This is a genomic window from Cognataquiflexum rubidum (assembly GCF_022538115.1).
In the GTDB taxonomy this organism is placed as follows: Bacteria; Bacteroidota; Bacteroidia; order Cytophagales; family Cyclobacteriaceae; genus Cognataquiflexum; species Cognataquiflexum rubidum.
On the sequence record NZ_JAKZAL010000014.1, the window covers coordinates 1 to 15,572 of the forward strand.

At 41.0% G+C, this 15,572-nt stretch carries 13 protein-coding genes; 9 read left to right on the forward strand and 4 right to left on the reverse strand.

The features are described 5' to 3' along the window. Window positions 1–223 precede the first annotated feature (223 nt). Window positions 224–721, forward strand: a complete 498-nt coding sequence (locus MMU05_RS14925; RefSeq protein ID WP_241142480.1) for a hypothetical protein — start codon at window positions 224–226, stop codon at window positions 719–721. A gap of 4 nt (window positions 722–725) precedes the next feature. After that, on the forward strand, window positions 726–1,244 hold the full coding sequence (locus MMU05_RS14930; RefSeq protein ID WP_241142481.1) for a hypothetical protein: 519 nt from the start codon (window positions 726–728) through the stop codon (window positions 1,242–1,244). A 1-nt stretch (window position 1,245) separates the two neighbouring features. Here MMU05_RS14930 and MMU05_RS14935 read toward each other — a convergent pair whose 3' ends face one another. The 3 genes from MMU05_RS14935 to MMU05_RS14945 all read right to left on the reverse strand — a co-directional run bounded on the left by MMU05_RS14935 (window position 1,246) and on the right by MMU05_RS14945 (window position 2,972). Beyond that, a complete protein-coding gene (locus MMU05_RS14935; RefSeq protein ID WP_113923659.1) occupies window positions 1,246–1,662 on the reverse strand; it encodes a type II toxin-antitoxin system VapC family toxin in 417 nt (138 codons plus the stop codon). Further along, window positions 1,655–1,909: a DUF6364 family protein gene (locus MMU05_RS14940; protein WP_241142482.1), complete on the reverse strand. Its 255-nt coding sequence runs from the start codon at window positions 1,907–1,909 to the stop codon at window positions 1,655–1,657. Before MMU05_RS14940 ends, MMU05_RS14935 begins: the two co-directional genes overlap by 8 nt. 79 nt (window positions 1,910–1,988) lie before the next feature. Next, window positions 1,989–2,972, reverse strand: a complete 984-nt coding sequence (locus tag MMU05_RS14945; RefSeq protein ID WP_241142483.1) for a D-alanine--D-alanine ligase — start codon at window positions 2,970–2,972, stop codon at window positions 1,989–1,991. Between the two features lie 188 nt (window positions 2,973–3,160). Here MMU05_RS14945 and MMU05_RS14950 point away from each other — a divergent pair, with 188 nt between their 5' ends. The 7 genes from MMU05_RS14950 to MMU05_RS14980 all read left to right on the forward strand — a co-directional run bounded on the left by MMU05_RS14950 (window position 3,161) and on the right by MMU05_RS14980 (window position 14,781). Continuing rightward, window positions 3,161–4,240 carry a metallophosphoesterase gene (locus MMU05_RS14950; protein ID WP_241142484.1) on the forward strand — a complete coding sequence of 360 codons (1,080 nt, stop codon included), beginning with the start codon at window positions 3,161–3,163 and terminating at the stop codon, window positions 4,238–4,240. Between the two features lie 114 nt (window positions 4,241–4,354). Continuing rightward, on the forward strand, window positions 4,355–6,535 hold the full coding sequence (locus MMU05_RS14955) for a S9 family peptidase (protein ID WP_241142485.1): 2,181 nt from the start codon (window positions 4,355–4,357) through the stop codon (window positions 6,533–6,535). A 359-nt stretch (window positions 6,536–6,894) separates the two neighbouring features. Continuing rightward, entirely contained in the window at window positions 6,895–7,701 is an 807-nt protein-coding gene (locus MMU05_RS14960; RefSeq protein WP_241142486.1) for an alpha/beta fold hydrolase, read from the forward strand. 5 nt (window positions 7,702–7,706) lie between these two features. Continuing rightward, complete coding sequence (locus MMU05_RS14965; RefSeq protein WP_241142487.1) at window positions 7,707–8,798, forward strand: efflux RND transporter periplasmic adaptor subunit; 1,092 nt, start codon at window positions 7,707–7,709, stop codon at window positions 8,796–8,798. A gap of 3 nt (window positions 8,799–8,801) precedes the next feature. After that, a complete protein-coding gene (locus tag MMU05_RS14970; protein WP_241142488.1) occupies window positions 8,802–11,864 on the forward strand; it encodes an efflux RND transporter permease subunit in 3,063 nt (1,020 codons plus the stop codon). Further along, a complete protein-coding gene (locus MMU05_RS14975) occupies window positions 11,864–13,213 on the forward strand; it encodes a TolC family protein (protein ID WP_241142489.1) in 1,350 nt (449 codons plus the stop codon). Before MMU05_RS14970 ends, MMU05_RS14975 begins: the two co-directional genes overlap by 1 nt. A 167-nt stretch (window positions 13,214–13,380) precedes the next feature. After that, the gene (locus tag MMU05_RS14980; RefSeq protein WP_241142490.1) at window positions 13,381–14,781 is read left to right on the forward strand and encodes an MltF family protein; all 1,401 of its coding nucleotides are present in this window, start codon (window positions 13,381–13,383) and stop codon (window positions 14,779–14,781) included. Here the strand turns inward: MMU05_RS14980 and MMU05_RS14985 are convergent. Continuing rightward, window positions 14,778–15,491: an SAM-dependent methyltransferase gene (locus MMU05_RS14985; RefSeq protein WP_241142491.1), complete on the reverse strand. Its 714-nt coding sequence runs from the start codon at window positions 15,489–15,491 to the stop codon at window positions 14,778–14,780. The genes MMU05_RS14980 and MMU05_RS14985 overlap by 4 nt on opposite strands. Window positions 15,492–15,572 lie beyond the last annotated feature (81 nt).

A 15,572-nucleotide genomic window follows, 5' to 3' on the forward strand; every position in this document is an offset into this window, starting at 1 on the left:
ACTTTCAAAAATCCTTACGGTAAATCCAAAACCATAGAAGTGGAATTATTTACCTGGGAAAAGTTGGATTATGTTGATAAAATTAAAAAGGAGTTTGGACTATAAGGGAAAGCGGCTTTCGGGTCGCTTTTTTTGTGCATTATGCTTTGAGAATTTTCGCATTATTTTGGGTAAACTTAATTTGTGTTTATCCGTTGATTTTGTAATTATTTGATCCCTCAAGATGAAATCATTTTCGTTCACCCTGCTTTTATTTTCCGTCGTGCTTTTGGCCCAAGCCCAAACAAATCCTAGGATTTCATATCGGGAGAATTTTTTTGGAAACCATATTTACCTGGCCAATGGCGAAAAGGTAAAGGCTGCAGAAATTGAAAAATTAATGTCCCTTTTTCCTGAAGACGCATTGTTGTTTTCCAAGGCCAACCAAAAAATGGTAATGGGGGAATCATTGCGGTGGGGAGGTTGGATCTTGGCTACCGGTTCTTTGGTGTATCTCTTTTCTGGAGAAATCAACCAGCAGCGGGCGCTTATTGTGGGAGGATTGACCCTTGGGGCTATTACCTTAAGCACTATTTCTGTATCCATGAAGAGAAATGGAAAAAGGGAAACCTCCCATGCGATCGAAAGCTTCAATTATAAGGTCTCACGGGGTTTTGGGTATGAACCTTCGCTCAAAATAAAAATATCCCCCTTAGCCATGGGTTTAAGTCTAAATTTCTAATCGGATGAGAAAAATTGTATTTGCGTTGCTGATGGTTTGTGTCATGACCGAAGTGCATAGTCAGCAACCATTCCTGAGGATTGATTACAGGCAAACTTTCTTAGGGGATAGAATTGATATTTTGGATGGGCCCAAAGTGCTGACCAAACAGGAAATTTATCAGCTGATGCAGACCAATCCCGAAGCATTTGAGACTTATCAAATGGCATTGAAAAAGCAGAGTACCAGCAAATGGTTGGACGGAGGTGCTTTTTTGGCTTCCGTTGGAGTAATTGCATTGAGCTTTATTCCTCCTCAATCATCCTCCTATTCGACGAGAAACAAGCTTTTTATACCCTTGGCAGTCACTACCGTAGGATTGGGGATTGCTTCGGGATTTTATAGAAGAAGCAGCAGAAATATGACAAGAGAAGCAGTGGATTTGTATAATTTTTCTGAAAAAAAGGCTGATCCTATTTACTTTGACGATGGTCTGACTTATTATAGCATCCCTGATTTCATTGGGGTTCAGATCAGGTTTTAGGTTAAAAAAAAGTTTTCAAATAAACTTCAGGACTCATTGCCGGCAAGGCTGATTTCCTAAAATCTTTGGTGTTTCTGCTTATTATAATCTCAATTCCAGGATTTAAAATGGCCACTGCATTTTGAATCCCATCTTCAAAATCGCTGAACTCGAGATCCAGGGCCATCAAAATGGAGGCTTTATCCGAGTTTAAAATTTCAACAATTTCAAGTAATTCTTTAATTAAGTCGATTGATTTTTGGTGACCAATGAGCTTTCTTGATATGTAATAAATATTGTTGACAGTCAATGAAGAGATAAAAAGCTCGATTTCTCCCGATTCTGACAAATCAAAAATTCTACTTGCTTCCTCTGAAAAAGGCCTCCTGTCCAACAAAAAGTCAAGTACCACATTTGTATCAAGAAACACTTTATTCATGGTGCTTTTTGATAATTTCTTCTTCTAATATTTCTTTATAATCCAAATCAATATCTGTCTTTAACATACCCCTGAGCCGGCTTACTTTCTTTGATATGATAGGAGTTTTGGTCAGTTCATCTTTTTCAATCAGTAACTTAAAATAGTTTTCTACCAATTCTGAAAGGCTGCTTCCTTTTTCGGATGCAAACTTTTTTGCCTCTTCGATAATTGCTTTATCCAGGGAGAGTGTAAGCTTCGTATTCATACGTATCCATTTATTAATAATTAGTACGTGAAATTTAGTAAAATTTCTAAACCCTGCCAACTTTGGATCAATACATAATTCAAAACATTTCCTCAATAAGGGCATTGTAAAAATCCTTTACATCGATCCCCAAAGCACGCACTTGTTGGGATATCAAGCTGGTTTCTGTTTGGCCCGGGACGGTATTGATTTCGATAAAATAGAATTTGCCTGTTTCGTGTTCCAAGAAATAGTCAATTCTGACGGCCCCCTTGCAGTTTAACTTTTGATATACTTTTTCGATGATCCGGCCTACCCTTTCCACTTCCTCTTGGGTCATTCTTCCGGGGGTTATTTCTTCACAGACACCGGGAGAATACTTTGCCTCAAAGTCAAAAAACTCCTTGCTGCTGATGATCTCAGTGGCCGGAAGCACTGTGGTAATCCCCCTTGACCGATAGACACCGATCGAAAATTCCCTACCTGAAACAAACTCCTCCACCAATACCTGTGAATCTTCTGCAAATGCCTTGTCCAAAGCTTCCTGAAGTTCATTCGGTTCTTTGACCTTGGTCATTCCGATACTTGAACCGCCGTTGTTTGGCTTGATAAAAAGAGGCAGGCGGAGTTCTTTCAATATCATGGTGACATTCTCCGCATGGTTGCCAAATAATTGGATGGACCTCGCGACCAACAGTTCGTCGATGTCCTCGACTATTGCTTTGGTGTAGCCTTTGTTCATGGTGATGGCAGAAGTCAGCGCATCGCAGGTCGTATAGGGTAACCCGATCATGTCAAAATAACCCGCCAGCTTGCCGTCCTCTCCCGGCGAACCATGAAGAATATTGAAAACTCCATCAAATTTTATCTTTTGATCAGAAATTTTGATGGAAAAGTCATTGAGGTCTACGGGGATTTTTTCGCCCGTGGCAGTTTCGTGATACCAGTTTCCGGGATAAATCAGGATTTTGTAGACATCATACAGGCTCCTGTCGAGCGTCTTTTCGACTACTGCTGCACTTTTTAGAGAGATGACGGATTCTCCGGTAAATCCTCCGGTCACTAAGGCAATTTTCTTCTTCATGGTATGTAAAAGTAAAAATCAATCTCTATTTATCATTGTATGGCATCAAAAATTAGAGGTTAAAAATACCCAATAAAGCTACGCCTGTCTCTGTGATTTTTATTTTAAAAAAATTGTATATTCATCATCGGTTTTTGGACCAAATCCGACAATTGATTGAAAATCCTCCTTATTTTAAATCAAAACACATGAAATTTTCCCTAAAAATTCTTTTGCTCCTAGTTTGTATCCCTTTTTTAGTAGGGAGCGTTGTAGCCCAAAACCAAGGAAATGCCATTTCTGAAGGGCCGTATATATTTTTTCAGGGAGATCAGGTAAATGTCAAATGGGTTGAAAATGGTCAGATGAAAGAGAACCTTAACCCGGATCTAGGTTTTCTTCGAAGTGAATTTAATCTTGGCCTCGACCCCAAAGTTTTCTTGGAAAAAAAAGAGAAGGAGGTTGATTTCTTTCAGGAATACAAGAATGTCCCCAATCTGGTGGTGATTTCTGACATTCATGGCCAATATGGATTGAGCGTGGAATTGCTAAAAGCGCATGGCATTATCGATGAAAATACAGATTGGAAATATGGCAAAGGACATCTCGTGGTCAATGGAGATATTTTGGGAAGGGGCGACATGGTCACCGAAGTGTTGTGGTTGGTATACAAACTCGAACATCAAGCAAAAGCTCAGGGAGGGAAAGTTCATTTTTTGATCGGAAACCATGAATTGATGTTTATTGAAAGTGATTTTCGATTTTTAAATGAAAAATATGTGGGTGCCACCAAACTTATGGGAATCAGGACAAGTGATCTATATGCGGAGAATGCTGTTTTGGGCAATTGGCTACGCAAACGCCCGGTTATCATTACCATTGATGATTTGTTGATCACCCATGCCGGTATTTCGCCTTCATTTTTACAAAGAAAATTACCAGCTAAAAAAGTCAACAAACAATTTTATTCCCATATCCTCAAGTCCTCCAGCAGGAGGAAAAATGCACTTCAGACCTTTTTGACAAGCGATGAAGGACCGCTTTGGTACCGCGGATATTTTGTTGAGCCATTACCTTCGACGCAAATTCTGGATGATGTTTTAGATTTTTTTGAGTCGAAAAAAATTATTGTCGGCCATACTTCTTTGAGATCCATTACCTCTCTTTTTGAAGGGCGTGTAATCGGAGTGGATGGCAATATCAAAGAAGGAGTCACAGGTGAAATCCTGATTATCGAAAACGGTGAATCATTCCGAGGAGGGAGGAATGGAAGTAGGATTAAACTCTGATTTTTCATCTTGTTCGATTACTTCTTTCCAATTTGGGTTTTCCTTTGGAGTAATTTTTTTTCCGGTCTTGACGCTTTTTTATACTTTTAAAGCTGATTATAGACCTAGATATTTATGAGTAAAATTAAATTGATTGCCTTTCTGGCATTTATCCTTGTTTGGAATTTTGATTCTTTTGCCCAGCAAAAACAGAAAGTCACCCTCGAAGACGTTTTCAAAAACAATACCTTCTCCCAAAAGTCTGTTCAAGGCATCAATTGGATGAAAGACGGGCAATTTTACAGTTCTCTCATTAGAACCCCTTCCGGTTCCAAACTTGTCAAAATCAATGTGGCGACAGGAGAAGAAACAGGGATTTTGATCGATGGAGAGGCTTTGGGGGTAAATTTTTCAAGCTATGCTTTCAATGCCGATGAGACCAAAGCCCTGATTGCCTCTGAAGTGGAAAGGATTTACCGAAGGTCAAGTAAGGCGGTCTATCATGTGGTAGACCTTACTACAGGAAAGGCCCAAAAACTTTTGGATGGAGAGAAAATCATGTACGCTACCCTTTCCCCGGGAAATGACAAGGTGGCATTTGTGAAGGAAAACAACCTTTTTATCATAGAACTCAATACCGAAAAAGTAATTCAAATCACTACCGATGGAAAAGGAAACCATGTGCTAAACGGTGCGGCAGATTGGGTTTATGAAGAGGAGTTTTCCATGGCAAAGGCTTTTGATTGGTCTCCGGATGGCCAAAAAATTGCTTTTATCCGATTTGATGAGTCGGAAGTTCCCGAATTCAACATGCAGCTATGGGGTAAATTATATCCACAGGATTACAGATTCAAGTATCCCAAAGCAGGGGAAGCAAATGCCAAAACCAGCATCCACATTTATGATTTGGAAAGTAAAAAGACGGTAAAAGCAGATACAGGAACTGATACTGATATTTACTTGCCTAGAATATATTGGACAGGGGAAGCCAACACTTTGGCTTTTTTGAGAGTCAACAGGCTCCAAAATCAGATCGACCTGTTGTACACAGATGCCCGATCAGGTCAAAGCAAAGTCATCCTGGAAGAAAAATCAGAGACCTATGTGGACCTCAATTACAATGACGACCTGCGGTTTTTGGGCGAAAACAAAGGATTTATCCGTACTTCGGAGCAGGATGGTTTCAAGCATATCTACCACCACGACAACACTGGCAAACTTATCCGTCAGATTACTTCGGGCAAGTGGGAAGTGACAAACCTGGTCGGGATAGATGAGAAAGGCAAGAAAATCTACTATATCTCCACTGAATCTTCGCCCCTCGAGCGAAATCTCTTTGTGATCAATATGGATGGGAAAAATAAAAAGATCCTGACGCCTGAAAAAGGGACATTTTCGGTCAATATGAGCCGTGATTTTAAGTATTATATTGCCAATTATACAAATTCGGACACACCACTTAAAGTGACTTTGAATGAGTCTTCCGGTAAATTGGTCAAAGTATTGGAGGATAATCAGGAACTGAAAAGTAAGCTTTCCAATTTTGCCCTTTCAGGCAGGGAGTTTTTTGCTTTCAATACTGTGGAAGGGACTTCATTAAATGGTTACATGATCAAACCTTCGGACTTTGATCCCAACAAAAAATATCCTGTTTTGATGTATGTATATGGTGGTCCTGGATCTCAAAATGTCACCAATGCTTGGGGCGGTGCACGGGACTTTTGGCACCACCACTTGGCAGCTGAGGGTTACATCGTAGTCTGTGTGGACAACCGCGGCACCGGTGCCCGTGGCAGGGATTTCAAGCATGTGACTTATGCCAATCTGGGTAAACTGGAAACAGAGGACCAAATCGCCGGAGCAAAATACTTAGGTACTTTGGGATATGTAGACGCATCCAGGATTGGAATCTGGGGTTGGTCCTATGGAGGTTATATGTCCTCTCTAGCCCTGATGAAAGGGAATGATGTTTTCAAAGCAGCCATTGCAGTCGCTCCTGTGACTACGTGGAGATATTACGACACGATTTATACTGAGCGCTACCTTCAGACTCCCCAGCAAAATGCCGCCGGATATGATGACAACAGCCCGATTACCCATGTGGACAAATTGAAAGGAAATCTGTTGCTCATCCATGGCACCGGTGATGACAATGTCCATTATCAAAATGCTGTCGACCTCGTGGATGCTCTGATCAAGGCCGACAAACAGTTCGAAACCATGTATTATCCCAACCGCAACCATGGGATTTCAGGCGGCAATACCTCTTGGCATTTGTATTCTTTGATGACTGATTTTATAAAGAGAAAGCTTTAAAGAAACTAGAGACGAGAAACGAGAGGCGGAGATCCATGAAGCGGGAGCCATAATCCGAGAAAAGAGATTGATGGGGCCAGAAGCGAGGAATGGAAAAAGAGATGGATTTGGAAAGTGATTTTGGAATGGTAGAGATTTATTCCACTATTTGGTATGCATACCCTTGACCTTAAAACCATAGATGAATGAACCAAGGTAAAAACTGCCTTGGTTCATTTTTTAAAAGGAAATAACCATTAATCGACTTCATCTGCCACCTGTGTCTATTTTATTTTTTACCCAAATTATTGGGCTTAGCTTTCGGGTTCGGAACTTAAATCAAACTGTTCAGTTATTACTTGGTCAAGATGAAAAGCAGTATGTTATATTCTAAAACTTACAGGCATTCTACCAGTAATGAATGGGTGGTGTTTATCCATGGTGCCGGAGGGTCATCCTCTATTTGGTACAAACAGATCAGGGAATTCAGGCAAGAATTCAACCTTTTGCTTATTGACTTGAGAGGACACGGTAAGTCCGCCGGGTCAATCAAGAACATTTGGAAGGAAGAATATACTTTTCCGGCAGTGACCAAGGACATTATAGAAGTGCTTGATCACCTCAAAGTGCCCCCCGCCCATGTTATGGGAGTTTCACTAGGGACTGTTTTGGCAAGACAACTCGCCGAAATGGAGCCCACTAAGGTAAAGTCTCTGATATTGGCAGGCGCCATCACGAGACTTACTTTCACTTCCCAAATACTCGTGACTTTGGGAAATACTTTCAAAAGTGTAGTACCCTACATGTGGTTATACAGTCTTTTTGCCTGGATCATCATGCCGAGAAGACACCATGCAGAGTCCAGAAACCTTTTTATCAATGAGGCCAAAAGACTTTGTCAAAAGGAATTTATCAGATGGTTTAAGTTGACAAAAGACATCAACCCTCTGCTGAAATTTTTCAAAGAAAAAGACCTTTCTATACCAACTCTCTACGTAATGGGGGAAGAAGATATTATGTTTCTCGAACCGGTAAAAAAAATTGTTAAAGAGCATAAACTTTCAATTCTCAATATTGTCAAAGCTTGTGGACATGTGGTCAATGTCGAGCAACCTGAAGTTTTTAATCAATTGTCACTCCAGTTCCTTAGAAATCAACAACCAGCCTTAAATGGATTTTCTGAATAAATAGAATGAAAAAACAAACCAAAGCCATTTTAATTGTAGCCATAGTCCTTGTCTTGGCAGTGATTTTTATTTACCCGAGATGGGATCAGTTTATGGGAAAACCTGAAAATGCTGCCGGTACAGGCCAGCCAGGTGGACCGCAGGGTTCAGGTCAGCCTATTCCGGTCAATGTGGTGGAAATCCGTCCCGAAAGGTTGGAAAACGTACTCAGCGTGACAGGTACAATTATTCCCAATGAAAGCGTAAATCTGCGCTCTGAGATTTCAGGGCTCGTAAATAAGATAAGTTTCAATGAAGGTCAGTTTGTAAAGAAAGGAACTCCGCTTCTTTACCTTAATGACGATGAACTGAATGCACAATACCAAAGACTTGACTTTACAAGGAAGCTTTTTCAGAGTCAGGAAAACAGGCAAAAGCAACTTTTGGCTAAGGAGGCAATCAGTCAGGAAGAATACGATATCGTGCTCAACCAATTTAACACCAACCTTTCTGATATCAAATTGGTCGAAGCTCAGTTGACCAAAACAATCATCAGAGCTCCTTTTGACGGGGTTTTGGGATTGAGGATGATTTCCGAGGGCAGTGTCATCGGCCCGGCGGATGTGATTGCCAATATTGTCAATATTGATCCGATAAAGATTGAATTTTCGATTCCGGAGAGATATGCCAACCAAGTGAAAGTCGGTTCAAAAATTATTTTTTCAAATGAATCAGAGGGAATTGATGTCGAAGGAACAGTCTATGCTTTTGAGCCGACGATCGACACTGGCACGCGAACGTTGAAAATCAGGGCACAAAGCCCTAATAAAGAAAGGAAGTTTTTGCCGGGCATGTTTGTGAGGATTAAATACATCCTTGGCGTGGAAGAAAACGCACTCATGGTACCTGCAGAATCTGTAATTCCCGAATTGGCTGGATACAAAGTCTTTGTAGTAAACAAAGAGAGCAAAATAGAAGAAAGAAAGGTGTCTATCGGAACCCGTACAGAAAGTTTTGTGCAGATTGTTGATGGACTGAAAGAAGGTGACTTGGTATTAAGCACCGGAGTATTGCAAGTAAGAACAGGAATGCCTGTCACTTATACTAAAACCAATTAAGATATGGCCAGTTTATCAAGTATCAGTATTAGCAGACCTGTCCTTGCCATAGTCATGTCATTGACGATCATGCTGTTTGGTGCGATAGGGATCAGTTTCTTGGGCATCAGGGAGTTTCCTAGTGTGGATCCGCCCATTATCAATGTCAGGACTGCCTACGTCGGTGCCAATGCCGATGTCATAGAGGCGCAGATTACAGAACCTTTGGAAGAAGCCATCAATGGAATCGCCGGTATCAAATCACTGACTTCCATAAGTAATGATGGTACAAGTAATATTACGGTGGAATTTGATGTAGGCGCTGATATTGAAGCTGCTGCCAATGATGTAAGAGATAAGGTTTCCGGGGCTCAAAGGAATCTCCCTCCGGATACTGAGCCTCCTGTTGTTTCCAAAGCCGATTCAGATTCCCAGCCCATTGTTTTCTTGGCTGTCCAAAGTACCACAAGAAATCTGTTGGACCTCACTGACATTGCCACAAATGTCTTTAAGGAAAGACTTCAGACTATACCCGGTGTAAGTACTGTTCAAATTTGGGGAGAGAAAAGATATGCCATTAGGCTGAGAATGGATCCATTGAAAATGGCTTCCTATGGTGTGACGCCTCTGGATGTGCTGAATAAAGTTCAGAGTGAAAACGTGGAATTGCCTTCCGGAAGAATTGAAGGGGCGGCAATTGAGTTGTCAGTCAGGACTAAAAGTAGACTCAGTACTCCACAGGAATTCAATGACCTAATCATCAAAGAAGACCAAAACAACATTGTAAGATTTCAGGATATTGGCGCTGCGGAAATGTCCGCATTGAATGAAAGAACTGTTCTGAAAAAAGATGGAATTCCGATGGTAGGTGTGGTACTGGTGCCACTTCCCGGATCCAATAACATCGAGATTGTAGATGATTTTTATAAAAGGCTTGAAACTATAAAAAAGGATTTGCCAAGCGATATCCGCGTAGATATAGGTTTTGATTCTACCACTTTCATCAGAAATTCTATTGCTGAAGTAGAAGAAACAATCATCTTGGCCTTCATCCTTGTGGTCATGATTATATTTTTGTTTTTGAGGGATTGGCGGACGACTTTCATTCCGGTGCTGACGATACCCATTTCCTTGATAGGAGTATTTTTCATCATGTACCTGATGGATTTCTCTATCAATGTGCTCACGCTTTTGGGAATTGTGCTCTCCATTGGACTGGTGGTAGATGATGCCATCGTAGTATTGGAGAATATATATTCCAGGATTGAAAAAGGAGAAAATCCCGATACAGCCGCTGCCAAAGGTTCGGAAGAGATTTTCTTTGCAGTCATTGCCACGACGGTAGCACTTGCGGCAGTTTTCCTTCCGGTAATCTTCTTGACAGGAACCACCGGTAGACTTTTTAGGGAATTTGGAATAGTTGTCGCTGGGGCAGTTATCATTTCCTCTTTTGTGGCCCTGACCATGACCCCGATGTTAAGTGCTAAGTTGCTGAAGAAAAGGGAAAAGCAAAACGCGTTTTACAATTGGACAGAGCCCTTCTTTGTCTGGCTTAATAACATATATGAAGGAGCCTTGGATAAATTCATGAAGGTAAGATGGAGTGCCTTTGCCATTATTATTGTCATGGTTTTCGGGATATATTATTTCTTCAAAGTAATTCCCACCGAACTGGCGCCGGTAGAAGATAGGGGAGAAATGAGGGTCAATATCTCAGGACCTGAAGGTGCCACTTTTGGATATATGGACAAGGTGCTTGACGAAATGACCGCTGATTTTACAAAACTGATCCCGGAAGAAGAAAGGTCTGGCATCACTACTGTAACGTCCCCAGGATTTGGAACATCGAGTACCAACTCAGGATTTTTGAGGTTGATTCTGGTCGATGCAGCTGATAGGGAAAGAAGCCAAATGGAGATTTTTGGGCAGGTATCGGGCATGATCAAAAAATATACCGCAGTACGGGCATTTGTGACCCAACCCCAATCTATCGGCGATAGAAGAGGTGGATTGCCTGTACAGTATGTAATCCAAGCGCCTACACTGGAAAAACTAAAGGCGGTTATTCCGGCATTTATGGAAAAAGCCGGACAGAGTCCCGTTTTCAGTTTTTCTGATATCAACCTGAAATTTACCAAACCGGAAATCGAGGTTGAGATCAACAGAGAAAAAGCAAGGAATGTGGGCGTCTCTGTTCAGGAAATCGCCAGAACGCTTCAGCTGTCCTACTCAGGTCAGCGATTTGCATACTTTATCATGAATGGCAAGCAATATCAGGTCGTGGGTGAAATGCAGCTGGCTGATAGGAACGAACCTGTCAATCTCAGAATGTTGTATGTGAGAGCGGACAATGGTGAGCTCATTCAATTAGACAATCTTGTGACGATCAAAGAGAAAAGCACACCGCCACAATTATACAGGTTCAATAGATTTGTCAGTGCTACGGTTTCTGCCGGTTTGGCTGATGGCTATACTATTGGAGCGGGTCTTGACGAGATGGATAGGATAGCAGGAGAAGTGCTTGACGATACCTACAGCACTGATGTGGCCGGACTTTCCAAAGAATTCAGAGAGAGCTCTAACAGTTTGATATTTGCCTTCCTTTTTGCCTTGGTCTTGATTTATCTGGTCCTTTCAGCACAGTTTGAAAGTTTCACGGATCCTCTCACAATCATGTTTACAGTGCCGTTGGCCTTGTTTGGTGCTCTGTTCTCACTTTGGATATTTGATTTTACATTGAATATTTTCAGTCAGATCGGGATTATCATGCTCATAGGACTGGTGACTAAAAACGGTATTTTGATTGTGGAATTTGCCAATCAGCGAAAAGCTCAGGGAATGTCTATCGATGAGGCGATCATTGGAGCTTCAGCGGCCCGATTCAGACCGATTTTGATGACAAGTTTGTCTACCATTTTGGGTATCCTTCCGATAGCCCTGGCATTGGGTGCAGGAGCAGAAAGCAGGGTGCCGATGGGAGTTGCCGTTATTGGGGGATTGGCGTTTTCCACGATTCTGACGCTGTTTGTTATCCCTGCCATTTATACCTATTTAACATCCAAAAAAGGAAGATTAGCAAGAGTCTAATGAGAAAATCACTTTTATTATTGGTGCTCAGTTTCTGGGCGACGTTTTCTTCTTTTGCACAAGAAGGAGAAGAGCTTGATCTGGAAAAAGCGGTTTTGATGGGTCTTGAACAAAACTACGGGATCAAGATTGCCGCAAACAATGTTGTGATTGCTGAAAGGAATATCAAGATTGGAGTTGGGAGTTTCTTTATGCCTACAGTTACAGGAAATTTCCTGAATAGCTTCAATAAGGAAGATGTAAGTCAAAAATTCCAAAACAACCCTGAACAAATCATTGAAATCGAAGGTGCTGCCACTGAAAATCAAAACTTTTCATTGGTAGGATTCTATGGTTTCAGACCGGAGACCGTATATTCAATTCAAATCTTAGGGAAATTGGCTGAAATAAGTGATTTGGAGGCAAAAGTATTGGTTGAAAATACTGTCGCAACCATCTCGTCTTCTTATTATAGGTTGGTTTTGGAACTTCAAAGATTCAATGTCCTTAAAACAACCTTAGATCTTTCTCAATCTAGATTAGATATTGCAAAAGCCAGATATGAGCTTGGAGGAGCAGGAAGAAGCGATTTCCTCACGGCGCAAGTAGATTATAATGCAGATTTGTCTCTGTTGACCAACCAAGAGCTTGTGATTCAAAATGCCCGAATCAACCTCAATGAGATCCTCGCACAAACTCCCGAGAAAGAGTTTTCTGTAAATGACACTATTTTGGTAGGCGAAAATCTGCTGAGGGAGGACCTCCTTGAAAATGCATATTTGAACAATAAACAGTTTTTGGTTACGCAAAGACAAGAAAATGCTGCTTTTTTGGCCTTGAGAGAAACACAAGCTCAAAGGTTGCCACAAGTGAATCTAAATGCTGCATATAATAGAAATACTTTTACTTCTGAAGCAGGTTTTTTATTACTCAATCAAAGAACGGGTATTAATTATGGCATAACCGCCTCTTTAAATGTTTTTAGTGGTTTTACACTAAATAGAAGAATCCAAAATGCCAAAGTGCAAAGAATAAATGCTGAGTACGCACTTCAGGATTTAGAAATACAAATGATCTCAGATATCCAAAGAGCCTACAATACCTACCTTACAAATAAGGAGCTCTTAGAGATCGAATATGTCAATTATAAAGTAGCGACTGAAAATGCTGACATCGCCTTGGAAAGGTTCCGTCTAGGGATATCAGATTACCTTCAATTTAGGGATGCACAATTGAATTTGCTGACAGCCGAGAACCGGCTGATCACTGCAATTTTTAATATCAAAGAAATGGAAATTGAGCTGATGAGGCTGTCCGGAAGGATTTTTTACCAAGAAGGGAAGGAAAATTTTCAGTTAACCATTGATTAAGAAGTCTATTCATAAATAATTTAATATCAGTAGGTTAAGACACCAATGAATATTCATTGGTGTTTTTTTATGCAGGAAAATGTATTTCATATCCTGAAAAATTTGGTATGTAAATTGCTTTGTACGACATTTGTATAAACCAAAGTCCCGAAAGGGTCACCAATGGAATGAAAAAGACAGGAATCAATTTACTGTTTTTGATAATTTTGACAATTTTTGGGTTTCAATGTACCCTATTCGAAAGAACCGAAACCGAGGTTACTTTTTGGGAAAATCCCGTGCAGTTGGATTTGGATGATATTAAAAAAAGAGGATATATCAGGGCTGTTGTCGATAATTCTTCTACGAGCTATTATATCTATAAAGGAAGAAGGATGGGCTATGAATTTGAAATGCTCAAAACCCTGGCCTCGTCCCTTGGTGTCCGACTTCATCTCATCGTAAAATCAGATATTGAAGAAGCTTTTTACCTTTTGAACAAAGGAAAGGCCGACATCATCGCCATGAATTTGGCTGTCAGTGAGGACAGAAAGAAATTTGCTTCATTTACTTCACCGATTGGTAGCATGGGGACAGTTTTGGTACAAAAAAATGGACCTTCGAAAGTATCAGACCCCATCGATCTGAATGACAAGGTAATCCATATTCAAAAAGACGCTATTTTCAAATCCCAACTTTGCTCTCTTCAAAGTGACCTCGGCATTAATTTGTCTGTATTGGAAGAAAAAGGGAACAGTGATTTTTTTGTCAGTAAAGTAAATAGTGGAGAAATAGAATATACCGTAGTGGACAAAGTTGCCGCTTTGGTCAATGCGACGTATTACGATGACCTTGACGTCAGTCTGGAAATTAGTCCAAAGGGAGATGTTGCATGGGCAGTCCGAAAAAATGCGCCAATGCTGGAGTCGGAGATCAACCAATGGATAAAAAAGAAAAGCAAATCAGGTTATATGAGGACACTTTATGCCAAGTATTACCAAAATTCAAGAAATAACCATTACAGGTCAAATAGTTCATTTTCATCTCTGGGAGGAAACAAAATTTCGCAATACGATGATCTGATTAAAAAAGGCGCAGAAAATTTGGGTTGGGACTGGAGGATGTTGGCATCCTTGGTGTACAAGGAATCCGGTTTTGACACCACTGCCATCTCTTATGCAGGTGCAACCGGTTTGCTTCAACTAATGCCTGTGACCTTGGAGCGCTTTGGAGTTACAAATCCCAATGATCCTGTCCAAAGTCTAATGGGTGGAGTTAATTACCTGAAATACCTGGATAAGTTTTGGAAAGGAAGAGTTCCGGAGAGCAACGAGAGGATCAAGTTTATACTTTCTTCCTATAATATTGGTCACGGCCATGTTTTGGATGCATGGAATCTGGCTTTAAAATACGGAGGCAATACAAAAAGTTGGGAAAATGTATCCCATTATTTGGCTCTCAAGTCTGACCCCAAATACTTCAAAGATCCGGTAGTCAAAAGCGGATATGCCAAAGGCCATCTTGCTGTTGCTTATGTAGAAGACGTGCTGACGATGTATGACTCTTACCGCGTGCTGATACAACCTTAACTTCCCGCGTACAAAACAAATACAACAGGAATTTTGTGCAGGTCCAGTTGCGATTTTCTCCACTCAGAAATAGCTTTGGTGAGGATCATTTCATCTGGACCTGTTATATTTTTAGCAACACAAAGCTTCGTATTGGGATGAAGTGTATCCTTCAAATCTTCCATCAGGTGATTGTTGCGAAAAGGCGTTTCCATAAAAATCTGTGTCCGGTTGCTTTTAGCCGATTCCGTTTCTAGGTTTTTTATAGCAATAATCCTTTCTTTTTTCTCAATCGGTAGATACCCATGGAAGGCAAATGATTGCCCATTTAAGCCCGAACCCATCAAGGCCAAAAACATTGAGCTAGGTCCGGAAAGAGGCACAACCTTGATCCCTTTGCCATGGGCATAGGCCGCTGCCGCTGAACCGGGATCTGCTATTCCCGGGCAACCTGCCTCAGACATGACTCCTACATCCTGACCTTCAAACAGTGGTTTCATAATCCTTTCCAACTCTGCGCCTTTGGTGCTTTTGTCCAAAATTTCAAATCGCAATTCCTCGATACTTAGCCCAAGCCGAAGACTGCTGATATATCGCCTTGCCGTACGCGTATTTTCCACCAAAAAATAACTTAGATTCTTCACAGTTTCTTTTACCTGAGGGCTGATGACCTTGTCAGCTGTATTCTCTGCCAGCACAGTTGGGATCAAAAACAGTTTTCCTTTGCTCATAATTTTTTGGAAGTGGATAGACAAAGATGGGGAAAAACTTAAAACTGACTACCAAGGCCTTCATTTCATTTACATGGTTGG